A 23,643-nucleotide genomic window follows, 5' to 3' on the forward strand; every position below is an offset into this window, starting at 1 on the left:
AACCGGATTCAAACATGCGCGCGCCGTGCACGGTGGCTAGTCCATTGATTGTACTCCCATTGCGGCGTCTCTGGCATGATCTAAATCGAACGTTCCTGCCCAATTCGGTAACTCTTACGGGGCATCAGGATCACCTTCAAGTTCGATCCCTGCGAATTTTCAAAGGTTGCCGCGCAAACGGTTGTGCCGGAACTCACGATGCCGCGTTTCCTTTCGCTTCAAAGCCTGCGTTCGGCCCTCATCGATTCATGGAACATCGTACGCAAGGAGCGTACTTTGGGTTCCAAAGACACAGGTAATTCAGGAAAGCTTCTCCGCACGAATTACCACCCCGTCAACGGGTTGCACCTCGACGCCCTGCATCCACACAAGCTGCCCCATCCACTCCACAACCGGCCAGATGCTCCGAGCTTCCCCCGTAACCTTAAGTCGTTCCAGCACTTCCTTCACTTTTCGCCGGCCGCTCGAGTATCGCAACGTCACCTTGTCTCCAGGCTTCCAGTTGCGTACAACCACGTTCGTTCCAGCTTTTCCCTCCACTCTGAATCGCCATCCAAACACCTCTGCCTCGCCAGGAACACACAACTCCACCGTCATCGGCAGATCCGGCGTTCCTCCGGCGCTACGTGAAAATCGAATCTCTCTGGGTGTTCGCTCCGCCCGAAGTCCTGCGGTCAATGTCAATTTATTTCCCGCTCTCCCCTCGGCCGCCATTCGCCGCACTGATTCCGTTGCCTCAAAATCCAGAACAACCCCAAGTCTTTCAGCGGCATACCTAATTAGCCGCCGCTGCGCCGCGATTTCTATCCCTGCCAGCCGGACAACATCCAAGGCCAGCACTTCTTCACCGGAATTATCCCTTCCGCCCCCACGCACCGGCAGGCCGGAAAGCATCACCTGCGGAGCAAGCCTGGCTAGCTCCGTCTCCCAATACTCCTCTTCATCGCGCGCAATCATCGCCATCCCTGCTAAATGCCCTTTGATCTGCGGATTCCACCGCTCCAGATCCGGCAACAAATCATGGCGCAGTCTGTTCCGCGTAAACGCGACATCTCGATTTGACGAATCTTCCCGCCATTCCTGTCCTTCTGATTGCAAATAAACCTCAATATCGGAACGGCTTACCGTCAAAAATGGGCGCAGAATCCGCCCCTCGGCAAACGCAACAGAGGGAAAAATCCCCGACAGGCCCTCCGTCCACGCCCCGCGCAGAAACTTCCCCAGCACGGTCTCCGCCTGGTCGTCCAGAGTATGAGCCGTCGCCACCGCATCCAACCGATGCCCTGCCATCAATTCACGAAACCACCCGTACCGCAGCCGCCGGGCAGCTTCCTCAATCGACTCGCCTTGCATCTTCGCTTCCGCAGCAGCGTCTACCCGGTGCGTAAAAAACGGTACTTCCAAACGCTCAGCCAATTCGGCGCAGAACCTCTGATCTTCGTCTGCTTCCGTGCCTCGCAAACCATGATGTAGATGCGCCAGATGGAGCACCAGACCCAATTCAGCCGTCAAGCCAGCCAGCGTCAGCGTCAGCGCCACCGAATCCGCTCCGCCTGAAAGCCCCACCGCCAGACGCAACCCAGGCTTCAATAGTGAACGGTCAATCGGCAATCCCGGCTTGTGCGCCCGCGTCCCCACCCGTCGATGGTAAAGGATGTATACTCCATCAGTTATGCAGGTTTTCGCGATACTCCCGGCTGCCGGCATCGGCACCCGTATGGCCGCCTCTCAGCCCAAACAATTTCTTGAGCTTCACGGACTGCCAATCCTCGTTCATTCACTGCGGGCTTTCGCCGCCGTTCCCCGAGTTGCCGCTATCTACGTCGCCGTTCGCCGCAACGAGATCGAGCGTGTCGAGGCTCAAATCGCCGAGTTCTCCAACCAGTTTTCCTTCGCCGGACGCATCCACGTCGTGGAGGGCGGTGATAGCCGTCAGGAATCTGTCGCCAACGCTCTCGCCGCGCTCCCATCGCAAGACAATGACATCGTCCTGGTTCACGACGCCGTCCGCCCCCTCATCGACACCGCCACGATCGAGCGCACCATCGACGCCGTCGTCGAACATGGCGCCGCCATCGTCGGCCTTCCCGCAATCGACACCGTAAAGCAGGTCGAGCGAACCGCTCACGGCGCTCTCATCACCGCCACCATTCCGCGCGAATTCGTGGTCCTCGCCCAGACCCCGCAAGGCTTTCGCTGCGGTATACTTCGGCGCGCTTTCGCCGAGGCAGCCGCCGACGGCTTCGTAGGCACCGACGAGGCAAGCGTTGTTGAACGCGCTGGGCTGCCCGTAGCGGTCGTACCCGGCTCACAGGTTAACCTGAAGATTACCCAACCTGGAGACCTCGCGCTGGCCGAGTTTTATCTTCAGCGCCAGGCCCAGTCGTAAAAACTCACAGGCAAGACAAAAGATAGGCAAGAGAGAATGGATACTCGCATCGGTTTTGGCTGGGACTCGCATGCTTTTCGTCCCGGAGTCCCGCTTCGCATTGGCGGCATGACGCTGAATCATCCCGAGGGCCTCGCAGGTCACTCCGACGGAGATGTGCTTCTTCACGCCATTACCGACGCTCTGCTCGGCGCGGTCGCAGCTGGCGACATCGGCAGCTTCTTTCCTCCCGGTGATCCCCGCTGGAAAGACGCTGACTCATCCATCTTCCTCAACCTAGCCCTCGAAGAAATCCAGCACGCAGGCTACGGCATCGTCAATGTGGACACGACGCTTGTGCTAGCCGCACCGAAGATATCGCCCATCGCCGGAGAGATGCGCGAGCGCGTTGCCCAACTACTCTGCGTAGAGGTGGATCAAGTCAGCATCAAGGCAAAGACTCCCGAAGGCCTCGGCCTCGATCATGTCGCTCAATGCCACGCTGTCGTGCTGCTTGAGCGTGTGCGTGATCCCGAAGACCTCAAGAGCATGTCTGCCGTCATCGAGAGCCAGCGCCAGTTGGAAGACGTTGTCGAAGACCTCCTCAGCCAGGTCCACGGAGTTCCGAAGCGCAAGGAAATCATACCGGCCTTCAACACAGACGACATCACCTAAAGCAACCGCAAAAATCTTACCCAACATACCCGGTACTCTCAACCGGGTATGTTTTTGCTGTTAGATTTGCGGCAGTTTCGCAGCACTCACAGGCTCCTGCAGCCCCATCGAAGCAGTACTCCCCTGCTAACATCAAAGGTTGGCAATCATGACAGACCAGACCTCATCTTCCGCTCCTATTCGCGTTCGTATTGCACCCTCTCCAACAGGCGATCCCCACGTCGGAACCGCTTACATCGGCCTCATCAATTACATCTACGCCCGTCAGCGTGGCGGACAATTCGTTCTTCGCATCGAAGACACGGACCGTACCCGCTTCGTCCCCACCAGCGAGCAGATGATCTTCGATGCCCTTCGCTGGCTTGGCCTTTCCTGGGATGAGGGACCAGATGTGGGTGGCCCGTATGGACCCTATCGCCAGTCCGAGCGCTCCGATATCTATCGCGAATACGTGGACAAGCTCGTCGCCAACGGCACCGCCTACCGTTGTTTCTGCACCGCGGAAAAGCTCGAAGAAGACCGCAAGCGCCAGATGGCCGCCAAGCTCCCGCCGCGTTACCCCGGCACTTGCCGCTGGCTTACTCAGGCTGAGATCGACAACAATCTCGCGTCCGGTCTTCCCTTCACCATTCGCATGAAGGTTCCCGACGAAGGTTCGACCACCTTCACCGATGAGCTACGCGGCTCCATCACCTTCGAGCACAAAAACGTAGACGATCAGGTCCTCCTCAAGTCAGACGGCTTTCCGACATATCACCTCGCCAACGTCGTCGATGACCATCTCATGCGCATCACCGACGTCATTCGCGCAGAGGAGTGGATATCTTCGACACCCAAGCATGTCCTGCTCTATCAGGCCTTCGGCTGGGATCTCCCACGCTTCTGGCACATGCCGCTTCTGCGCAACATCGACAAGTCCAAAATCTCCAAGCGCAAGAATCCTGTCTCACTCATCTACTACCGGCAGGCCGGATTTCTGCCTGGCGCCGTTCTCAACTTCCTCGGCCTCATGGGCGGCGGCATGCCAGCCGACATCAACAACGGCACCGAAAAGTTCACCCTCGCCGAAATGGTTGAGCACTTCAACGTCAAAAACATCCGCACCGGCGGACCGGTCTTCGACCTGACCAAGCTGAAATGGCTCAATGGCGAATACCTGCGCAGCATCTCGCTCGACGACTTCTACAGCGCTCTGCGCTCCACGGTGCTGTCCGATGAATACCTGCGCAACATCGCAGAGCTCATCCAGACGCGCATCGAAACCCTCGGTCAGTTCGGCGATCTCACCGGCTTCTTCTTCGCGGACAATGTTGTTCCCTCACTGGAAGTCTACGTGCCCAAGAAACGAACTATCGAGGAAACGCTTGCCTTCGCTACAGAACAGCTCGCAGTCCTCGAAGCTTCAGACTGGACCCCGGCAGCCCTCGAACCGGCCCTCAAGAAATTCGGCGAAGAAAAGCAATGGTCTGTGAAAGAAAACTTCATGCTGCTGCGCGCCATCGTCACCGGCGGCACCATGAGCCCGCCGCTGCTCGAAAGCCTCGTCGTCTTCGGCAAGGCCCGTACGCTCGATCGCGTTCGCCGCTTTCTCGATTCACAGAAGAAACAATCGAAATAACGGGCGCTGTGCAAGAAGTAGCTGGATAGGGCCCTATTTTTTTAGCAGCGAAGCACGGTCGATCACGTTGCCATCCACCAGCAGCGTGTTGATACGGCGCACATTCCAGATACTCACTGTCGGGTCGGCATCCAGAATGAGGATGTCGGCCCTGCGTCCTGGAGCAATCAGTCCCAACTCGCTCCAGTGGAACTGCTCCGCATAATTACTCGTAGCCGCCGCAAGAGCCTCTCGCGGAGACAGCCCGAGTCGTACCAGCATTTCAAGCTCGGTGTGCATCGAGATACCTGGCATCGAACCCGACGCCGGCGCTCCGCTCGCAGCCAGGTAGTGAGGGTATGCAGTAAAGATCGATTGATTGATCGCCCATAAGCGATCTGCCTGCTGATCTGCCTTATGGTGCAGATTTTCTTCCATCCAGCGCTGCACAGAGTTGGGCGCGTGACGTGCCCATGCTGGCAAGGAATATACAGCCTCTCCCGTTTGCGGATCGGAAGGAGCAAACATCAACTTGGGATCGAGTATTCGCGCTACAGGCTCTTTCCACAAATTTCTGTGGTTCGGTAATCGCGTATAGAAATTGCTGAAGGTAGGCATCAGCGCTACGTGATGCTGCGCGATTAACTGCCCATAGCTCTTCCAATGCGGATCCATAGGAGGCAGGCGTTCCGCATAGCCGTAAGCTGTGCGCGAAGCAGACCCCTCTGGATCGCTCGTGAGCGGCTGTTGCAGTTCATCGGGTATAACACCCAGTTCATACCGGCCCATGTGCAGCAAAGCATCCACACCAGCTTGAATCGCAACCCGGTACGGTGTTGAAACAAACTCGCCGTAAGTGATCAACCCTATCTGATGTGCGCGGTCAACAATCCATTGCGTATTCGCGGCAGTGAGATTATGTCCCAGCCACACGACACGCGTGCCCAGCTTCGCGGTATCCAGCAATTGCCTCGCCGTGTCATCGGGGCTCAACTCCACCGACCTGCCATCGGGAGGGTCCTTCAGCTTCTGTGCCCACGTGGGATTGTGAATCAGCAGGCTATAGTCATCCGTCGATCCAACGCTATCCAGCAGGTACACATGCGGCGTAGGATTTGCATGCTGATCAATCGGCCCACGCCGTTCGTCCCAGCCAGCGACGACAGTCGTCACGCCCATATACAGATTGGCATCTGCATCGGCCTGGCTGCTCATGCCCGCAAAGCCGTCAATGAGCCCCGGAATAAGATATTTTCCCGTGCAATCGATGACCTGCGAGCCCTTTGGTATAGGCAGTGCCGATCTCGGACCAACCGCCAGCACATGTCCATCGCGAATATAAATAATTGCGTCCGGAATATCGTTTGCCGAGTCGCCCCAACTTGTCAGATCAACCACTGTGCCGCCGGCGAGCACCAGCGGAGGAGGAGGTGCCACCTGTCCATTGGGAATCTGGCGCGCATCGGCGGAAGCAGCAACCGCAACAAGAAAGACAGCAGCCAGTCGGTTTGCTGACAACGCAAGGTCAGAGCAATCAAAACCAGATGCAGATGACAAAAAGATCTGCGCCACCCTGGACCACGAGCACAGCAGCCTGCGCAAAAGTGTTCTTTTAGAAATCAGCATCGTCCGGGTGTTTCCCTAATTGTCTCACGCAGCCTTTGAATCGACGAAAAATCACCAGACCATAGCAAGCAGGATTCTGCAAAACATACGGCATATTGAATGCGGTAATGCACCCTCTTCAAATCGTTCATTTACTGGTGATCCGCCTTTGCCCCGTGCGAATCGGTTCCTGCCCTCTTGTAGCTGATTCCAGAGCGGCTTGCAATCTAAATTGCGACACGAGCACGCCTGCGCAGTGAAGAGAGGTATGGTTGAAGCTGCAGATAAGCAGCCTCAGCCGTCACCCCATGACGTGCGCGCAATTGATCCACCTTGCCATGCTCGATGAATCTGTCGGGCCATCCGATGCGCACCACTGGAACGTTCAAGCCAAGCTGGCTCAACACCTCCAGTACGACAGCTCCAAAGCCGCCGGCAAGCGCATGATCTTCAAATGTCACAAAAGCATGAACCCGCTTTGCGTATTGCTCGATCAGTTCAACATCCAGCGGCTTTACAAATCTCGGGTTCACGACGGCCGCGGAGATTCCGTCCCGCTCCAAACGTCCGGCCAGATCCTGCGCCAAAGTGATCATTGGTCCAAGGCCAAGAATTGCGACGTCGGAACCATCGGCAAGCACCTCAGCTTTGCCAACCGGCAGCAGTTCCGGCTTGCTCTTGCGCGCAACACCGGCAACAGCGCCTCGCGGATAGCGAATCCCACTTGGACCTGGAATCTGAGTCGCCGTCAGCATCATGTCCGCAAGTTCATCTTCATCCTTCGGAGCCATCAGAACAATCTCGGGAATATCCCGCAGATACCCAATATCGAATAGTCCATGATGCGTCGGGCCATCATCACCCGAAAGTCCCGCGCGATCCATGCAGAAGATCACCGGCAATTTTTGCAGACAAACATCGTGCACAATCGGATCGAAAGCCCGCTGCAGAAAAGTTGAGTAAATCGCGCAAACCGGCTTGTAGCCCTGCGTCGCCATCCCTGCCGCAAAGATCACAGCATGCTCTTCCGCAATGCCTACATCGAAATACCTCTTCGGATGATGAGGACGGAACAGATCGAGCGCCGTGCCATTTGGCATTGCCGCTGTGATCGCAACAATCTTCTCGTCTTCATTCGCCAGTTGCACCAGAGTATTCGCAAAAACCTCCGAATACGTCACCTGTCCCGCAGGCTTTGTCTGTCCGGTCTCGGGATCATACGGCCCCAGCCCATGAAACTTCTTCTGCAAATCCAACGCAGGCTGAAATCCCTTGCCCTTCTGCGTCAACACATGTAGCAGCACTGGCCGGTTCTCTGACTTCAGGAATTCAAATGTCTGCGTCAACAGCGGGATGTTGTGCCCATCGATCGGTCCGTAGTACGTCAATCCAAACTCTTCAAAGAACATCGAGGGCCACAACATGCCCTTGGCTGCTTCCTCCGCTTTGCGCGCCACATGAATCGCGGCCTTGCCGCCGAACTTTTCAATAAGCCTCGAAGCGGAGTCATGCAGGTGCTTATACCGCTCATTCGCCACAATGCGATGGAAGTAACGAGCAATCGCTCCGACATTTCTATCAATCGACCATTCGTTGTCGTTCAGCACCACAATCAGCCGTTTCGTCTGCTCGGCTATGTTATTCAGCGCTTCATATGAAATTCCGTTAGTAAATGCAGCGTCCCCAGCCACGGCAATCACATGATTTTTGCCGCCGCTCAGATCGCGTGCAACCGCCATGCCCAACGCCGCGGAAATAGCCGTCCCTGCATGCCCGGCTCCATACGCGTCATGCTGGCTCTCCGTGCGCAGCATGAAGCCATTCAATCCGCCCGGCTGCCGAATCGTATCGAACTGTTTCCGGCGTCCCGTCAACAACTTATGGATATAAGCCTGATGGCTCACATCCATGAGAATCTTGTCTTCCGGCGTGTTAAAGACCATGTGTAGCGCGATTGTGAGCTCAACCACGCCAAGATTCGGTCCCAGATGGCCACCGGTTCTTGAAAGAGACTGGATCAGGCACTGGCGAATTTCTGCAGCCAGTGATTCCAATTGCGAAGGAGAAAGACGCCGGAGATCCTGGGCTGATTCTATTGAGTCGAGCAAGGGAGTCATTCGAATCCTTCCGCGTCTAACCTGCTACCGCATGACGCAACGCGGCCTGCATACCGTCCTCAACTATCCCAATGAGGAACGCTAAAGAAAAAGACCCCACTTCTACGGGGTCCACGGCGGCCAACGTCATCTTGATTATAGCAACTTTCACATTTTGACTCCGATAACATCAAACCCATCAACAACCCTACGGTTCCTCAGATTGCAACGCCAACTAACCGCCTTAGACGCAAAACCTGGTAACCAGGTAACACACTTTCCTGGCGTAGCATGAGAATTGAGAATCAGGAGCGATGCGAGATCGTAAATGAAAAGCCTCTTCAGTAAAATTGCGGGCCTTATTCTGCTATGCGGACTCTTCTCAGGACCACAATTGATCGCCCAGGTTCTCGGCGGAACAGCTCTTCCCGGTTCGCAGACTGACGCTCCTCCAAATCCCTTATCCGATACATCTATTTCGCCCTCTAAAGAGCTGCTTTTTCAACTGGAAGCCAAATTTGCGAAAGACACAGCCGAGGGCGGAGGTCCAGCTTTCGCAAAATGGTTCGCAGACGATGCAGTTACCATTGCCAACAGCCAGTCGCCAGTGCGCGGACGCGATGCCATTGCCCACGCTGCCAATTGGTCGCCTTCCTCTTATCAGCTCACATGGACTCCGACAGACGCGGTCATGAGCCCAGCCGGGGACATGGGTTATACCTGGGGGCATTATGAAGGCCGCAGCAAAGACCCGGATGGTAACGCAAAAGTAACGACTGGACGTTACTTCACCATCTGGCGCAAAGAACCGGACGGGAGCTGGAAAGTCGTGCTGGATGCGAGCAATGAAGAACCACCGAATGCAGGTGATTGCTGCCGCGTCCCGACCACCCCATAAAGCAAACAAAATCCTCGATTACGAAGGTGTTTCAGGGTACTGTAGTCCCAGCGAGAAATCCTCAGTGTCGGCGTTACTTCGGTAGGACATGGCAGACGATAGTCTTTGCCCGTTTTGTGCAAGGGCAGAACTCTCCTCATTCCGCCATACTCAAGTTACGTTGATAAATGGCCGCCATGTCTCAAATCGAGGACAAAATCCGGGCTGAAAGGCACGTACCGGAAGCCCTGCCCGAAGCTGACCTCTTCGAAGCAGCTCCAGACCCGGCGCTCGAGGAAATTTTGCGGCTTGCCGTAGTCCTCTCCGGTGCGGATTTTGCCTACCTCAGCACCGTCGAAGACGGCCGTCTGCAGTTCAAATGCACCTATGCTTTTGTGCCGCGCCATCGCTATCAGGTTGCTGCAGCCTGCCGGTGGACCATGAAGGATTCGGCTCCGCTGTTGCTTCATGACGCCGCTGCGGACGCACGTTTCACTTCCGAAGGCGTCGATCTGGAAGAGGCGCTTCCATGTCGTTCTTATCTCGGCATACCGCTCATGGGTCCCGGCAATCGTCCGGCCGGCACCCTCGCCATGCTCGCCGTCGAGCCCAACCGGTTCCAGGCTGAACATGTAAGCCTCCTCAGCATCCTCGCCCGCCAGGCCGTCACCCGCATGGAGCTCTACGTCCGCTCTGCGGCCCAGGAGCAGGCTCAGCGCGCCCGCCTTCGCCTGGAGCGGGCTCTAGCCATCGAGCGCAACTTCGTTTCCGCCACGCTCGACTCCATCCCTGCCCTCGTCGCCGTTCTGGATACTGCTGGCCGTATGGTCCGCTTCAATCGCCCATGCGAAGACCTCACCGGTCTCCACCTCGGCGAGATCGTTGGCCGTTCCTTCATTCAAGAGATCCTCGTCGAGCGTGACGCTCATGGCTGGGCACAGGACAAGGTTGCACTCGCTGCCAATGGCCAGACCGTCGGGCCCTACGAAAATCTCTGGCACACAGCGCAGGGTGCACCGCGCCGCGTGAGCTGGACCCTCCGCCCCCTTATCGTTCCAGGGGCAACCTTTGCCAACGGTGCGGAAGCGGGCACGGAAGTGCAATACCTCATCGTCAGCGGCAGTGACGTCACCGGCCAGCGGCAGGCAGAACAGGCACTGCTCACCAGCGAAACGCGCTATAAACACGTCGTCGAAAACAGTCTCGGCTTTGTTTTCACCTGTACACTCGACGGTCGTCTGACATCCCTCAATGGATACACCGCCGATAGCCTCGGCTACGCTCTAGAAGAGTTAACCGGGAAACCAATCTCCAATTTCCTGAGTAAGGCCGGTCTTGCGGAATTTACCTCAAGCCTCAAGACCGTCATCACCAAGGGCGAATATCAGGGAACTATTCCCTTCCTGCGTAAAGATGGCAGCGAACGCCAGATCGCTTTCCGCAGCAGGCGTATGGATCTCCCCGGTAGCATCTCCTTCGTCCTCACCCACGGCATGGATGTCACCGAGCAGCACAGCGCTGAAGAAGAGCTTCAGTTAGTGCGCCGCCAGCGCGAGTTGATTCTCGCCGCTGTCGGCGATGGCATCTACGGTATAGACCTCAGCGGGAAGCTCAGTTTTATCAATCCCGCCGCGGCCAAAATGCTCGGTTACAAAGTAGACGAGCTTAATGGTAAAGATGTTCACGAATTAATTCACCACAGTCATGCAGATGGAACACCGCATTCTCGGGCAAATTGCCCCATCCTCCTCGGTTTGCGGCGTCGGCAGGATGTTCGTATTCGAGACGACGTCTTCTGGCGTAAAGATGGCACATCTGTCCCTGTGGAATATGTAGCTAGTCCATTGATAGATGAGGGGGCAATTGCAGGTATGGTAGTGGCATTTCAGGATATTTCAGAACGTCGTCGCCTGGAGCGGATGAAAGACGAATTCATCTCTACGGTCAGTCATGAACTCCGCACCCCCCTGACATCCCTGCGCGCCTCTCTTGGTCTTATTTCTTCCGGTCAGCTCGACAAGCGTCCGGAAAAACAGAAGCAGATGCTTGAGGTAGCCATCGGCAACTGCGACCGGCTTGTTCGCCTGGTCAACGACATCCTCGACTTTGACAAAGTCGAGCGTGGCGCCATGTCTCTCAATCGCGAAACCCTGCCCGTCATCGATGTACTCCGCCGCGCAGCGGATAAGGCTCACGACGATGCGGTGAAGGCTAAAATCACATTCCGCTTCGATGCCGCGAGCGCCATCAAGGTCGACGTCGATCAGGAACGCATACTTCAGGTCCTCGCCGAGCTCGTCACCAACGCCGTCAAATTCTCGCCGCCTCAAACGATGATCAAGCTCGGCGCATACCCCTCCGCAAAGAACCTCGATACAGGCCGTGAAGAGGTCTGCGTCTTCGTGCAGGATCAGGGGCGCGGCATTCCTTCCGAAAAACTGGACGTCATCTTCGAGGTCTTCCAGCAGGGCGATGCCTCTGACTCACGCGCTCTCGGCGGCACGGGCCTCGGACTCGCCATCTGCAAGCGCATCGTGCAACAGCACGGCGGACGCATCTGGGTAGAAAGCGAATCCGGCAAAGGCAGTAAGTTTCTGTTTACCCTGCCCGCCGGCAAGACTGAAACGAACACTTAATTTTCAGATCCGCATGAGACAATGCCTTCGGCGTGTACCCTGCAAAAGGACTACCGAAGGCATAATTAATGAAAACTCCCGGTGACTTGTTAAATCTTCTGCTCGGCCGCCCTCTGGCTACCTCCGAAGAGCGCGCTGAGCACATTGGCTCCCTCGCGGGCATTCCCATCTTTGGTCTCGACGCGCTCAGTTCTGCCGCATACGGCCCGGAAGCCGCATTAACCCTGCTGATCCCGCTCGGCATCATGGGCGTCAAGCAGATCATCCCCGTCAGCGTCGCCGTTGTTTCCCTGCTGGTGATCGTCTTTTTCAGCTATCGCCAGACCATCGAAGCCTACCCTCATGGCGGAGGCTCTTTCACCGTAGCCGGTGAAAACCTGGGCGATAATGCAGGCCTGCTCGCAGCCGCCGCGCTCATGATCGACTACGTCCTAACCGCGGCAGTCGGCATCTCCGCAGGTGTCGGAGCGCTCATCTCTGCTGTTCCCAGCCTCCAGGCGCACACGCTCGCCCTCTGCCTGGGCATTCTGTTTCTGCTCACTCTGGTCAATATGCGCGGCGTTCACGACACCGGCGTAGTCTTCATGATTCCGACCTACCTCTTCCTGGGAACACTTCTCATCGTCATCGCCGTCGGTCTCGTCCAAATGGCCATCCACGGCGGACATCCCACTCCGGTCACGCAGTTACCAAAACCCGCACCTGCCACTGAAATGCTCACGCTCTGGCTTCTGCTCAAAGTCTTCTCCTCAGGCTGCACAGCCATGACCGGAGTCGAAGCGGTAAGCAACGGTGTAATGGCCTTTCGTGACGATGCGCGCAAAAACGCCAAAAAGGCGCTCACCATCATCATTGCCCTTCTCGGCGTCCTTCTCCTCGGCATTGCGGTCCTTTGCCATGCCTACAACGTCGCAGCAACGGATCCCGGCGGCCCCAACTATGAGAGCGTCCTCTCCATGTTGACGCGTGCTGTCCTTGGTCGAGGCTGGTTCTACTACGTCACCATTGCATCCATCCTCCTCGTGCTCTCCCTGTCGGCCAACACTGCCTTCGCCGACTTCCCTCGCCTCACCCGCGCCATCGCCCTCAAAAACTACCTGCCCCACATATTCCTCCTGCGCGGCCGCCGTCTTCTCTACTCCTGGGGAATCTACATTCTCGTCGCTCTCACCGCCATCCTTCTCATCCTGTTTGACGGCGTCACCGACCGCCTCATTCCGCTCTACGCCATCGGAGCCTTCCTCGCATTTACGCTCTCTCAAACCGGAATGGTGCTCCACTGGCTCCGCGAGGGAGGTCATTCCGGTAAAGCCGTCGTCAACGGCATCGGAGCTTTTGCGACCGGCATCACCACCCTGGTGGTCCTGGTCACAAAATTTGCCTCAGGGGCTTGGATCACCGCCCTGCTGATTCCCTGCATGATCCTGATCATGAAAGCCGTGAACCGGCACTACGCCAAAGTCAATCGCCAGATTGACCTCGACACCCCCTTTGCCGTCACCGAAACCCGCCCGCCTATCGTCGTGATGCCCATCGATCGCTGGAGTCGTGTCGCAGAAAAAGCCCTGTCCTTCGCCATGTCCCTTTCCTGCGAAGTCCGCTGCATCCACATCCAGCCCACTGACTCCGTAGACCAGATCTCCAAAGATTGGAAAAAGCTCGTCGAAGATCCTTTCCGGGCTGCCGGCAAGGACGTGCCGAAGCTAATCACGCGGGTTTCCCCATATCGCTACATCCTGCAGCCCATGCTTGATCTCATCCTGCAGTTCGCCCAGGAAGACGAACACCGGCGTGTTCTCGTTCTAGTTCCGGAGCTTGTCGTACGCCACTGGTGGCAAAACCTCATGCACAACCAGCGCGCCAACGTACTCAAACTAATCCTGCTCTTGCGCGGAATGCAGAACATCGTCGTCATCAATATCCCCTGGTACCTTGACCGGGAGGATCCTTTGACGGAAGAACCTCATCTTGCTGCCACGCAACCCCCGGCCTGACCCGGACTGACCCGGACTGATAAGCTGGAAAAGAATTGCCGGATTCCAGTTTGGCCCGTCTAAGCATTGAGCATCGGCAAAGTACAGACTGCGCCGGGGTGCGTTTGCAAGCCCGGAGACGGTTTTCAGGAGAGCATTGAGTGAAGGGTAAGTTTTTGCTGTCTGTTTTGACTCTGATTTTTCCCGCGTCGCTCGCGGCCCAGGTATCAACTCCCCCCGCCGACGCGCCCATCCCGTTTCAACGTTATGAAGTCTTTGCTGGCGCCGACTATATCAGTGCAAACCAGGTAAAGAATTCCTCCGCGCTCGTCGGCTTCAACGTCGGCGGAGACGCGAAACTGAACAAGTGGTTCGGCGGCGAAGTCGACTTCGGTGATTTCGTCTACTCCAGCAGCTCGCTCGTTTCGCCGCGCACCACCACCTTCATGGCCGGTCCGCAGTTCTTCATCCCCTCGGACAAAATCACCGGCTTCATCCACGTCCTCTTTGGCGGCGAGCACACGAGCAACGCAAGCATCAAACCCAACATCTCCTTCGCCTACGCCTTCGGTGGCGGCGTCGAATACGCACTGTCAAACCATCTTTCCGTGCGCGTTTCAGGAGATGCCATTCTCTCAGCTACAACCCAGGACCCGAATAACCTCGGATTTTCCCCGAACACCTATTCCAACGGCCGCGCCTCCGGCGGTCTCGCGTACCACTTCTAAGATCCAGCGACTTTCCCTTAATCGGCTCGTTACTTTAAGGAAGCGAGCCAATTAAGGACCGTTGTTTCCATCGCTATCCGTTGATCCGAGTAGCTGTGATCCGTAGCGAAATGAACCGCTGTTACATGCGCGTCCGGATTTTTCCTTACCACGCCAATCAACCGGTCCGTCTGCGGCATTAATCCATCATTCGCACTCACCACTAGTAGGGGCCGTGTTCCAAATAAGTTTGCATACTCGACAAAATTCCAGTTTTTGTCATCACGGTGCTCCAGCATCTCCTTGGCAAGAGAATCTGCCGTACACCCAGCCAGCGAAGCAATCTGATTAGCCGCCAGGCGATCCGCGAGTTTAGCCTCGCCAGCTTTTGGATCAGCAGTATTGACGCCCAACTGCGCCCAGTCATGCAGATTCACCGCTGAAATCAGCCCTACCGCCAGAATCCCGGAATCATGCGCTCCCGTGTGCGCAGCCATATAGCCGCCCATGCTGTGTCCAATCAGCACAATCCGCTTTGAATCCACATGCAGCTTCGCTGAGTTCGCCGGTTCGCGCAGAAACGCCACCGCAGCTTCCGAATCCTCCATCGCATGCGTAAAAGAAAATGCTCCCGGCGTCCCCCAGCTCCCGCGATAATCAAAGAACACGCTCACCCAGCCGGCACGTCGAATCGCCTGCGCCAGATCCAAATTCTTTTCATTGCCCGGAAAACCGTGAAAGACAATCGCCACTGGATGCACTCCTGCACCTGCAGGAATGTAGGCGATCGCATTCATCTTGTCGCCATGGCTCGATATCTGGAAAGACTCCATCGATGCCGGATGCACCTTGTCCACCGGTGGATCCGCCGTCAGCGCAGCAGGAGTCTGCTGCGCTACCGAGTGCAGGGAAATGGCAGAAAGCGCAATCGCGAGAACGAAGGAAAACATGCGTTTTGACAAGGACATGAGCGATTCTCTCTGATGCGGTTAGATGCGTCCACAATATCCGCGCACAGCAATGCCGAATATATCGCGATAGCCCCGCATCACCACGACCGCAGCGCTCGTTACTCTGGCGGCAACTCGCCAATATCCTCATTCCACACTTCAGGATGGCTCTCGATATAGCCCGCCAATAGCTCCGCGCATTCGGTGCTGTCCAGATCAATGACATTCACCCCCGCCTCGCGCAACCACTCCACACCGCCCGAAAAATTGCGGCTTTCACCCACCACTACTGTCCCAATGCGGAACTGCCGCACCAGCCCGCTGCAATACCAGCACGGCGCCAGAGTCGTCACCATCACACAATCGCGATAGTTCGTCTGCCGCCCCGCCTTGCGAAACGCATCCGTCTCACCATGAATCGATGGGTCCTTTTCCTGCACCCGCCGGTTGTGTCCCCGGCCCAGCAGCGTTCCGTCTTTTCGAAACATGGCCGCTCCAATCGGAATCCCATCCTCGGCCAATCCTTCCCGAGCTTCTTCAATAGCAACGGCAAGCATCTGCCGGTACATCGCGAGTTCTTGCTCCGTTACGTTGGACAATGTCATTTCCTCAATCGAAATTCGATTCGTCTTTTCAGCATAAAGACCCTCTTCCGTATCACAAAGATTCCTTAGGACGTATTGCATATCTGCGATGTCTGCATTAGCACGCCAGCAAGCGGCGGTTTTGTCCTCTCAAATCGTCTGGAATCGTAGCTGGAAATCGCAACTAAATCGAATTTTATGGGGTTTTCTGTCATTCAAATGTCAGTCAAAGCATCTTTCCGACACTGCTCGACTTCAGATACGATGAGCACATCTGGGAGGAGCCCCATGGCAGAACGCCCTACTCTGCGAGACGACCAACAGCTTCTCGATCTGGAACCTCTTTCACCTTCCGATAACTCCGTGACAGACGACGCATCCAGCATCCCCAGCAACCTTGGACGCGTCAGCCGTCGCACCTTCCTCTCGGGCCTCGGTGCAACCGGTCTCATGGTCAGCGCAGGCACTTTCGCCCTGGCGGAAGAGGAGTCAGGCACGCCTCCAGCCCAGGAAAACCCATCCATCTCTCGCTCGACAACCATCAACGGCAAAAGCTACGACCTCACCGGCCTTGATCCCCGCGTAACCCTGCTCGACCTCTTGCGCGAACGCATCTATTTCACCGGCACCAAGAAAGGCTGTGACCACGGCCAGTGCGGCGCATGCACTGTCCACGTTAACGGACGCCGCGTAAACTCCTGCCTGACGCTCGCAATCATGACCGCAGGCAAGGAAGTCACCACCATCGAGGGCCTCGGCCAGCCCGGCAATCTTCATCCGATGCAGGCAGCTTTCGTCGAACACGATGGCTACCAGTGCGGCTACTGCACCTCGGGTCAGATCATGTCGGCTGTAGCGCTACTTAAAGAGCCCATCGGCACAACCGACGAAGACATCAAGCAGGCCATGGCCGGCAACATCTGCCGCTGCGGTGCCTATCCCAACATCCTCGCCGCGGTGAAACAGGTTCGCGGCAACGCATCGGCCTGATCTGCCCAAACTGACCGTACGCAAGTTGACCCGTCGCAAACTGATCTCTAGCAAACGCGCATTTTTTTGATCGAACACCCGCAACGTCGCACGCCACATACCTAACCAGCAAGGTTTGGGGGTCGGAATGAATCAGTTCAACTACCTGCATCCCGCAAGCACCGATCAAGCCGTCAGCTCCGCTTCCAGCGACGGCAGCAAATTCATCGCCGGCGGCACCACCCTCGTCGATCTCATGAAGCTCTACGTGGAAAACCCCTCCACGCTCGTCGACGTCAACGACCTTCCACTTGCCCAGGTCGAGTCCCTGCCCAACGGTGGCCTCCGCGTTGGCGCCATGGTCCGCAACAGCGACCTCGCCTTCCATCCCACGGTGAAAGAAAAATACGCCGTCCTCTCCGAAGCACTCCTCTCGGGAGCATCCCCACAGCTCCGCAACATGGCCACAACAGGCGGCAATCTTCTCCAGCGCACGCGCTGTCCCTATTTCCGCGATGTCACCGCAGGCCCCTGCAACAAGCGCAACCCAGGCACGGGCTGCTCAGCCATCGACGGATTCAATCGCACCATGGCCATCCTCGGCACCAGCGATCACTGCATCGCCACGCATCCTTCTGACATGGATGTCGCGATGACCGCGCTCGAAGCTCTCATCTTCATCGAAGGTCCCAAAGGCAAGCGCAGCGTCCCCATCAACGACTTCTACAAGCTCCCCGGCGACACGCCCCATATCGAAAATGTCCTTGAACCCGGCGAGCTCATCACTCACGTTGAGATCCCGCCGGCCATCAGCACCAAACAGCACTACCTCAAGCTCCGCGATCGCGCCTCATACGAGTTCGCGCTGGCATCTGCCGCAGTCGTAGCCAGAGTCGAAGGCGGACACATTCACTCCGTTCGCATCGCCATGGGAGGCGTCGGCACCCGCCCTTGGCGAGCCCACGAAGCGGAAGCAGTCCTGACCGGCAAACCCGCCACCCCCGCTCATTTCCAGGCCGCCGCCGAAGCAGCCCTGCGCGGCGCAAAGCCTCACACAGAAAATGCCTTCAAGGTAGAGCTGGCAAAGCGCTGCGTTATACGCGCACTCAAAGTAGCCACCGCATAAGCAATTCGGAGCAAGGAGAAAGACCATGGCGAACGGCGCAATGGATGACGCAAGCCTGAACACCGCAACCACCAGCATCATCGGCGCAGCAGTTCCCCGCATCGACGGACCGTTCAAGGCCACAGGTACGGCGCAATATACCGCGGACTTTCACTTCCCCAATCTCGTCCACGCCGTCCCCGTTCAAAGCACCATCGCCAACGGCACGATTCGCAAGCTGGACACAGCAAAAGCTGAGAGCATGCCCGGCGTCCTGCTCGTTCTGCACAAAGACAATATTGGCAAGCTCTACCGCGTCATTCCCAACGACTTCAGCGCCACATCCAGCGAAGCCCGGCCACCATTCGAAGACACCAGAATTTTCTACTGGGGCCAGTACGTCGCCGTCGTCATCGCCGAAACCCTCGAGCAGGCAACCGCCGCCGCCAAAGCCGTCCAGGTCGAATACGACTCAGCGCCCGCATCACTCAAGCCAAGCCTCGCTGACTACGCAGGCAAGCGCAAATCCGTTTCCAAACGTGGCGACGTCAACAAAGCCTATGAAGAAGCGCCCGTCAAAGTCGATCAGCTTTACGTCACTCCCGTAGAAACGCATAACCCCATCGAGATGCACGCCAGTGTCGCCGTGTGGGATGGTGACAACGTCACCCTTTACGAAACAACGCAAGGCGTCTGGAATGCCAAGCTCGCCATGGCCCAAATACTCGGCATCCCCAGCGAAAACGTGCAGATCATCACCAAATATCTGGGCTCCGGCTTCGGCGGCAAGCTCTTCCCATGGCCTCACTCCGCCATGGCCGCGGTCGCGGCAAAGCGCCTCAACCGCCCCGTCAAGCTAAGCGTCAACCGCCGCATGATGTTTTCCAATGTCGGCCATCGCCCACGCTGCGAACAGCAAATGAAGATCGGTGCCACCAAAGACGGCAAGCTCGTCGCCCTACGCCAGGACTACCTCAATCACACCTCCTTCATTGACGACATCGACGAGGGCTGCGGCGAGTGTACGCCTTACCTCTACAGCGTTCCCAATCTCGAAGTCACCTCAGCACTCGTCCAGCGCAACACCGGCACACCGTCTCCCATGCGCGGCCCCGGCGCAGTCCCCGGCCTCTTCGCAATGGAGTCCGCCATGGACGAGATGGCCATCGCGCTCAACATCGATCCAGTCGAGCTTCGCCTCCGCAACGAACCAGAAAAAGACGAGAGCACAGGACAAAAGTTCTCCTCACGCCACCTCAAGGAATGCCTCGAAACTGGTCGCGAAAAATTCGGCTGGAGCAAGCGCAACCCCGCCATCGGCTCCATGCGCGGCACAGGCAGCCAGGCCGGCAAAATCCTCGGCTGGGGCATGGCCGCCGCAAGCTGGGGAGCTTTCCGCTTCGGCGCCAACGCTTCCGTCGAGCTATGCCCCAACGGCCGCGTCTGCGTCCGTTCCGCCACACAGGACATCGGCACCGGCACCTACACCATCTTCGCCCAGGTTCTGCATGACAAGATCGGCGTCCCGCTCGACCGCATCGACGTCTTCCTCGGCGATACTGCGCATCCAGAGGGCGCAATGTCCGGCGGCTCATGGGCCACAGCAAGCTGCATTCCTTCTCTCGTCATGGCCTGCGACAACGCCAAACGCACATTGCTGCGTCTCGCCGTTGAAACCGAGGGCTCGCCGCATCACAACCACGACGCAGCCAAACTCGAACTAACCTCAGGCTTCGTCCATCCCAGCGACCAGCCCTATCATCAAGGCATTCCCTTCGAGGAGATCATTCGCATCGCCCGCGTCAGCGGCGTCACCGGCCAGGGCCGCACCGTCTCCACCTTTGAAGATCCCAAAGCCAAAGACTTCTCGCTCCACTCCTACTCCGCCGTCTTCGTCGAAGTCGAGTGGGAGCCTGACATCGCCCGCCTTCGCGTAAGCCGCGTCGTCTCCGTCATCGACGGCGGCAAAATCATCAATCGCAAAGCCGCCGCCAATCAGATCATGGGTGCCGTCGTCATGGGCGTAGGCATGGGCCTGCTCGAAGAAACCCGCTACGACCAGCGCAATGGGCAGCCCATCAACGGCAGCATGGCCGATTACCTGGTTGCCACCTGCCCCGACTCACCCACCATCGACGTAACCTTCCTCGACTATCCCGACCTTGTCATGAACGAGTACGGAGCACGAGGAGTAGGCGAAATCGGCCTCGCCGGGGTAGCTCCAGCCATCACCGCAGCCGTCTACCACGCAACCGGAATCCGCGTACGCGAACTGCCCGTGCGCATCGAAGATTTACTCAAGTCAAACATCCGCGAGGCGTAAGGCTGCTATATCTCGCCCAGCGCCCAGTGGAATCGCTCACAGCATCGAAACTACAATATCCGTAATGAGTGACCTGCATCAGATCCTGCCCCTTTGGCGCGAGCTCTCCAGCTCCGGGCAGGACTACGTGCTCGCAACGGTCGTGCAGGTCGATGGCTCCGGCTACCGCAAACCCGGCGCTCGCATGATCGTCACTGCAGATGGCCAGCACGTAGGCACCATCAGCGGAGGATGCCTCGAAGCCGAAGTAGCCCGAAAAGCCTTCTGGTACACCCAGTCCGGCCCCGTCCTGCGCCAATACTCCACCCACCCCGACGATGGTGATGTTCCTTACGGCATGGGCTGTGGAGGCATAATTCACGTCTTCCTCGAACGCAGCGTCACCGCCAACGCCGTCATGGAGCAAATCGCCCACCGCTTCAACTCACGCGAGCCTCTCGCCATTGCCACAATCCTCGATGGAGACAACACCAGTCAGCGAGCCTTCTGGCCCGATGACACCATCGAGCAGGATTGGAATACAGGCGTAGCCAACCTCGCTTACGAGAGTTTTCTAAACCGTCATACCTTCTGCACCAATATCGAAAATGAAGGTCAAACCGTCAGGGTTTTCGTCGAGTGGTTACCGGCCCGCACAGGCCTCTTCGTCTTCGGCGCAGGAGACGACGCAATTCCGCTCGTTAAGTTCGCCTGCCAGATGGGCTGGTTCATTACCGTCCTCGACGGACGCGCGCATCTCGCCACACGGGTTCGTTTCCCCGAAGCGCACGAAGTATACGCTCCCACCCCTGACATCCTGTCCAGCCTCACAACCCGCCCGGGTGACACTGCCGCTCTACTCACGCACAGCCTTGAACAAGACACATGCGCGCTCAGCTTCGCGCTGGACCAGAACCTCGCTTACATCGGTGTACTAGGCCCTCGACGCCGCACGGAGCAGATCCTTGCCACTCTTGCCGCTGAACGCTCCGGATCGGCATCGATTGAAGATCGCGTTGCCTTCTGGATGCACCGCCTGCATGCACCGATGGGGCTCGACCTCGGCGGCAACACACCGGCAGACATCGCACTTGCAGCGATAGCGGAAATTCAGCAATGCCTGAGCCACACTACCGGCAAGTCATTGAGTGAACTGCGATCAAATGCCCAGGCCGCTCGCATGGAAGCATCTGCGTGAAGCACATCATGCATGAAACATGCATGAATCTTCCGTCGCGCTATTGCCTCATCTTCTGTTCGCTCAACAGCTCCCGGAAGCCCTCAAAGTTATGCAGCGTGGCAAACTCCTTATCCGACAGTATCTTCCTGCGGTCGGCAAACCCTTCATCAATCGCCATCCGCAGATATTCCACCGCCCGATCGTTCATGCCAACCTTGGCATAACTTTTTGCGAGATAGAAGTTCATAGCCCCACGTTGCATGGCAGGCGTAGGATCGCCAACCCGTAACACGTGCATCCGCTCAAATACCTCGGGATCGAGTGAAAGTGCTTGCTGATAGCACACCCATCCCTTGCTGAAATCGTGCTTGGCCAGCATATCCGTCCCGAGATTTTTGTAAATCAGCGCGGAGTCCGGTCGAAGCTTGAGCGCCTTTCGATACATGTGCTCTGCGTGACGATAGTCTTTCAGCGAGTAATAGATTGACCCCAGGTTATTCAGCGCATCCGCGTTGTGCGGATCGAGCTTGATTGCCCGCTCATAGCTCTTGCGCGCATCCTGCTCCAGTAGCAGTTGTTGTTGTGCAATGCCAATCTGGTTCCAGGTCTTTGCCGTCCGGGGCTCAACCTGCAGATACTCCGCAAGCGCTGCCTGATACTCCCGCCGAACCATCAGTAGATCCGCCATCTCCTGATGCGAAAGCTTTGGAACAGGTGTCGGTGATGCAGTAACCGAGCTGGCCGGCTTGACCGCCACGGAAACCTGAACTTCCGAGGCCCCCTGAGCGTCGATCTGCGTGGAGAGGGGAATTATCAGCATGAGGGCTGGAAACATCGTGCGTACAAGGTGCCGCCAGTTGTGCTTTCCAAATCCCGATTGCAGGTGAGTCATATTACGTCACCCCGCACCGCCTGGGCCTGTTGCCTCTTGTTTCATTTCGATAAAGCGGTCAGTCAGGCAGCGCATCGGCAGTCAAATTGAAATGACCACCAATCTTTGCCGGAAATTTTGACAGTTCTGGATTCCATCGTCAAGCTGTTATGCCCCGAAAAGTACACCGGCTCTCCACTTCCAGCACCAATTTCGCAACATTATGCACTATGCGGCTTTGGCTTTGTGCCGGTTTCCGGTCCTGCGGTCCCACGCGTGGCTACTTCCAGAAAAGCGTGTTCCGCACGCGTCAAACGCTTGTCTTTGAGGCATATCAGCCCAAGCTCACGATATACATGCATTCCACTGACTCGAACCGTCTTCAGCTCTCCAGCAGCCACATCGTGGGCCACATTGGCCTGCGGCAGAAATCCAACGCCGATTCCGGCCGCGATCAACCGCTTCAGCAACTCACTCGACTCCAGTTCCATCGCGATACGCGGTCTCGCATCTTTGCTCTGAAAAAACTGGTCGATCTTCTGCCTCTGGCTTCCCTGCCGCGTCATCAGCAGGGGAAATTGCATGATTTGATCGAGTTCGACCGAACTCGTCAGCGCCAGTGGATGCGAAGCCGGAGCCACCAGCACCACTTCATCTCGGTGAATGGCATGCACCATCAGCCGATTATCCCGCACTGGCAATGACACAATTCCGAAATCCACTTCACGGTTAACGATCGACTCCAGCGTGCGCGTGCGTTCCGCTCGCACAATGCTAAGTTGCACTCGGCTGTATAGCTTCTTGAACTCAGCAAACACCTGCGGCAGCACATACAAACTCGCCGCCTCGCTTGTACTCACCGAAAGCACGCCGCGCGGCGAACGATACAGCTCGCTGATACCAGCGAAGATATGGCTCTGGCACTGCAGGCAATGCTCTGCAAACGGCTCAAATAGCCGTCCCGCAGCAGTCATGCTGACTTTGCCGCCCTCACGATCGAAGAGACGCGCTCCCACCTCAGTCTCAAGTGATCGAATCTGCGCCGAAATCGCTGGTTGCGTTATGCCCAACTGGCTGGCCGCGCGCGAAAAACTCTTCAGGCGACTCACCAGCTGAAACGTTCTAAGCTGTTCAAAATCCATGTGGGT

The 23,643-nt window shown here is 57.2% G+C and carries 19 protein-coding genes; 11 read left to right on the forward strand and 8 right to left on the reverse strand.

Annotation, left to right across the window (positions count from 1 at the left end):
• Positions 1-300 precede the first annotated feature (300 nt).
• Complete coding sequence (gene tilS, locus OHL22_RS03275) at positions 301-1,611, reverse strand: tRNA lysidine(34) synthetase TilS (RefSeq protein WP_263333144.1); 1,311 nt, start codon at positions 1,609-1,611, stop codon at positions 301-303.
• A 61-nt stretch (positions 1,612-1,672) separates the two neighbouring features.
• Between tilS and ispD the strand changes: the two genes are divergently transcribed.
• From ispD to gltX, 3 genes are all read left to right on the forward strand, one after another.
• A complete protein-coding gene (ispD, locus tag OHL22_RS03280) occupies positions 1,673-2,389 on the forward strand; it encodes a 2-C-methyl-D-erythritol 4-phosphate cytidylyltransferase (RefSeq protein WP_263333310.1) in 717 nt (238 codons plus the stop codon).
• Positions 2,390-2,425: 36 nt separating this feature from the next.
• Positions 2,426-3,043 (forward strand): 2-C-methyl-D-erythritol 2,4-cyclodiphosphate synthase, encoded by a 618-nt coding sequence (gene ispF / locus OHL22_RS03285; RefSeq protein ID WP_263333146.1) that lies wholly within the window; start codon positions 2,426-2,428, stop codon positions 3,041-3,043.
• Positions 3,044-3,191: 148 nt separating this feature from the next.
• On the forward strand, positions 3,192-4,661 hold the full coding sequence (gene gltX, locus OHL22_RS03290) for a glutamate--tRNA ligase (protein WP_263333148.1): 1,470 nt from the start codon (positions 3,192-3,194) through the stop codon (positions 4,659-4,661).
• Between the two features lie 33 nt (positions 4,662-4,694).
• Here gltX and OHL22_RS03295 read toward each other — a convergent pair whose 3' ends face one another.
• The 3 genes from OHL22_RS03295 to OHL22_RS03305 all read right to left on the reverse strand — a co-directional run bounded on the left by OHL22_RS03295 (position 4,695) and on the right by OHL22_RS03305 (position 8,513).
• Positions 4,695-6,158 carry an amidohydrolase family protein gene (locus OHL22_RS03295; protein WP_263333150.1) on the reverse strand — a complete coding sequence of 488 codons (1,464 nt, stop codon included), beginning with the start codon at positions 6,156-6,158 and terminating at the stop codon, positions 4,695-4,697.
• A 314-nt stretch (positions 6,159-6,472) separates the two neighbouring features.
• Positions 6,473-8,362: a 1-deoxy-D-xylulose-5-phosphate synthase gene (dxs, locus tag OHL22_RS03300; RefSeq protein WP_263333188.1), complete on the reverse strand. Its 1,890-nt coding sequence runs from the start codon at positions 8,360-8,362 to the stop codon at positions 6,473-6,475.
• A gap of 16 nt (positions 8,363-8,378) precedes the next feature.
• Positions 8,379-8,513 carry a hypothetical protein gene (locus OHL22_RS03305; protein WP_263333190.1) on the reverse strand — a complete coding sequence of 45 codons (135 nt, stop codon included), beginning with the start codon at positions 8,511-8,513 and terminating at the stop codon, positions 8,379-8,381.
• Between the two features lie 156 nt (positions 8,514-8,669).
• On the opposite strand from OHL22_RS03305, the gene OHL22_RS03310 reads away from it, so the two are divergent.
• The 4 genes from OHL22_RS03310 to OHL22_RS03325 all read left to right on the forward strand — a co-directional run bounded on the left by OHL22_RS03310 (position 8,670) and on the right by OHL22_RS03325 (position 14,555).
• Positions 8,670-9,239: a YybH family protein gene (locus OHL22_RS03310; protein WP_263333192.1), complete on the forward strand. Its 570-nt coding sequence runs from the start codon at positions 8,670-8,672 to the stop codon at positions 9,237-9,239.
• Between the two features lie 176 nt (positions 9,240-9,415).
• The gene (locus OHL22_RS03315; RefSeq protein ID WP_263333194.1) at positions 9,416-11,854 is read left to right on the forward strand and encodes a PAS domain S-box protein; all 2,439 of its coding nucleotides are present in this window, start codon (positions 9,416-9,418) and stop codon (positions 11,852-11,854) included.
• 68 nt (positions 11,855-11,922) lie between these two features.
• Positions 11,923-13,848, forward strand: coding sequence for an APC family permease (locus OHL22_RS03320; RefSeq protein WP_263333196.1), 1,926 nt, complete (start codon positions 11,923-11,925; stop codon positions 13,846-13,848).
• 140 nt (positions 13,849-13,988) lie between these two features.
• The gene (locus OHL22_RS03325; RefSeq protein ID WP_263333198.1) at positions 13,989-14,555 is read left to right on the forward strand and encodes an outer membrane protein; all 567 of its coding nucleotides are present in this window, start codon (positions 13,989-13,991) and stop codon (positions 14,553-14,555) included.
• A gap of 29 nt (positions 14,556-14,584) precedes the next feature.
• Here OHL22_RS03325 and OHL22_RS03330 read toward each other — a convergent pair whose 3' ends face one another.
• Together OHL22_RS03330 and OHL22_RS03335 are read right to left on the reverse strand one after the other, a co-directional pair.
• Positions 14,585-15,502 (reverse strand): alpha/beta hydrolase family protein, encoded by a 918-nt coding sequence (locus OHL22_RS03330; RefSeq protein WP_263333200.1) that lies wholly within the window; start codon positions 15,500-15,502, stop codon positions 14,585-14,587.
• Positions 15,503-15,603: 101 nt separating this feature from the next.
• Positions 15,604-16,083, reverse strand: a complete 480-nt coding sequence (locus OHL22_RS03335) for a nucleoside deaminase (protein WP_263333203.1) — start codon at positions 16,081-16,083, stop codon at positions 15,604-15,606.
• A gap of 273 nt (positions 16,084-16,356) precedes the next feature.
• Here OHL22_RS03335 and OHL22_RS03340 point away from each other — a divergent pair, with 273 nt between their 5' ends.
• From OHL22_RS03340 to OHL22_RS03355, 4 genes are all read left to right on the forward strand, one after another.
• Positions 16,357-17,058, forward strand: coding sequence for a (2Fe-2S)-binding protein (locus OHL22_RS03340; protein ID WP_263333205.1), 702 nt, complete (start codon positions 16,357-16,359; stop codon positions 17,056-17,058).
• Between the two features lie 127 nt (positions 17,059-17,185).
• Entirely contained in the window at positions 17,186-18,163 is a 978-nt protein-coding gene (locus OHL22_RS03345) for an FAD binding domain-containing protein (protein WP_263333207.1), read from the forward strand.
• A 25-nt stretch (positions 18,164-18,188) separates the two neighbouring features.
• Positions 18,189-20,465, forward strand: a complete 2,277-nt coding sequence (locus OHL22_RS03350; protein WP_263333210.1) for a xanthine dehydrogenase family protein molybdopterin-binding subunit — start codon at positions 18,189-18,191, stop codon at positions 20,463-20,465.
• A gap of 64 nt (positions 20,466-20,529) precedes the next feature.
• Positions 20,530-21,642 carry an XdhC family protein gene (locus tag OHL22_RS03355; protein WP_263333212.1) on the forward strand — a complete coding sequence of 371 codons (1,113 nt, stop codon included), beginning with the start codon at positions 20,530-20,532 and terminating at the stop codon, positions 21,640-21,642.
• Between the two features lie 40 nt (positions 21,643-21,682).
• On the opposite strand, the gene OHL22_RS03360 is transcribed toward OHL22_RS03355, so the two are convergent.
• Together OHL22_RS03360 and OHL22_RS03365 are read right to left on the reverse strand one after the other, a co-directional pair.
• Positions 21,683-22,444, reverse strand: a complete 762-nt coding sequence (locus OHL22_RS03360; protein ID WP_263333214.1) for a tetratricopeptide repeat protein — start codon at positions 22,442-22,444, stop codon at positions 21,683-21,685.
• A 272-nt stretch (positions 22,445-22,716) separates the two neighbouring features.
• Positions 22,717-23,637, reverse strand: a complete 921-nt coding sequence (locus OHL22_RS03365; protein ID WP_263333216.1) for a LysR family transcriptional regulator — start codon at positions 23,635-23,637, stop codon at positions 22,717-22,719.
• Positions 23,638-23,643: the final 6 nt, after the last annotated feature.

The sequence above is a fragment of the Acidicapsa dinghuensis genome, from assembly GCF_025685685.1.
Taxonomy (GTDB): Bacteria; Acidobacteriota; Terriglobia; order Terriglobales; family Acidobacteriaceae; genus Acidicapsa; species Acidicapsa dinghuensis.

What these genes read in the sequence shown, in the direction of transcription:
- OHL22_RS03340 (WP_263333205.1), top strand. Translation starts at nt 16,357, where the DNA reads ATGGCAGAACGCCCTACTCTGCGAGACGACCAACAGCTTCTCGATCTG.
- OHL22_RS03355 (WP_263333212.1), top strand. Translation starts at nt 20,530, where the DNA reads ATGAGTGACCTGCATCAGATCCTGCCCCTTTGGCGCGAGCTCTCCAGC.
- ispF (WP_263333146.1), top strand. Translation starts at nt 2,426, where the DNA reads ATGGATACTCGCATCGGTTTTGGCTGGGACTCGCATGCTTTTCGTCCC.
- OHL22_RS03330 (WP_263333200.1), bottom strand. Translation starts at nt 15,502, where the DNA reads ATGTCCTTGTCAAAACGCATGTTTTCCTTCGTTCTCGCGATTGCGCTT.
- OHL22_RS03360 (WP_263333214.1), bottom strand. Translation starts at nt 22,444, where the DNA reads ATGCTGATAATTCCCCTCTCCACGCAGATCGACGCTCAGGGGGCCTCG.
- OHL22_RS03365 (WP_263333216.1), bottom strand. Translation starts at nt 23,637, where the DNA reads ATGGATTTTGAACAGCTTAGAACGTTTCAGCTGGTGAGTCGCCTGAAG.
- OHL22_RS03345 (WP_263333207.1), top strand. Translation starts at nt 17,186, where the DNA reads ATGAATCAGTTCAACTACCTGCATCCCGCAAGCACCGATCAAGCCGTC.
- gltX (WP_263333148.1), top strand. Translation starts at nt 3,192, where the DNA reads ATGACAGACCAGACCTCATCTTCCGCTCCTATTCGCGTTCGTATTGCA.
- OHL22_RS03315 (WP_263333194.1), top strand. Translation starts at nt 9,416, where the DNA reads ATGTCTCAAATCGAGGACAAAATCCGGGCTGAAAGGCACGTACCGGAA.
- ispD (WP_263333310.1), top strand. Translation starts at nt 1,673, where the DNA reads ATGCAGGTTTTCGCGATACTCCCGGCTGCCGGCATCGGCACCCGTATG.
- OHL22_RS03350 (WP_263333210.1), top strand. Translation starts at nt 18,189, where the DNA reads ATGGCGAACGGCGCAATGGATGACGCAAGCCTGAACACCGCAACCACC.
- dxs (WP_263333188.1), bottom strand. Translation starts at nt 8,362, where the DNA reads ATGACTCCCTTGCTCGACTCAATAGAATCAGCCCAGGATCTCCGGCGT.
- OHL22_RS03310 (WP_263333192.1), top strand. Translation starts at nt 8,670, where the DNA reads ATGAAAAGCCTCTTCAGTAAAATTGCGGGCCTTATTCTGCTATGCGGA.
- OHL22_RS03320 (WP_263333196.1), top strand. Translation starts at nt 11,923, where the DNA reads ATGAAAACTCCCGGTGACTTGTTAAATCTTCTGCTCGGCCGCCCTCTG.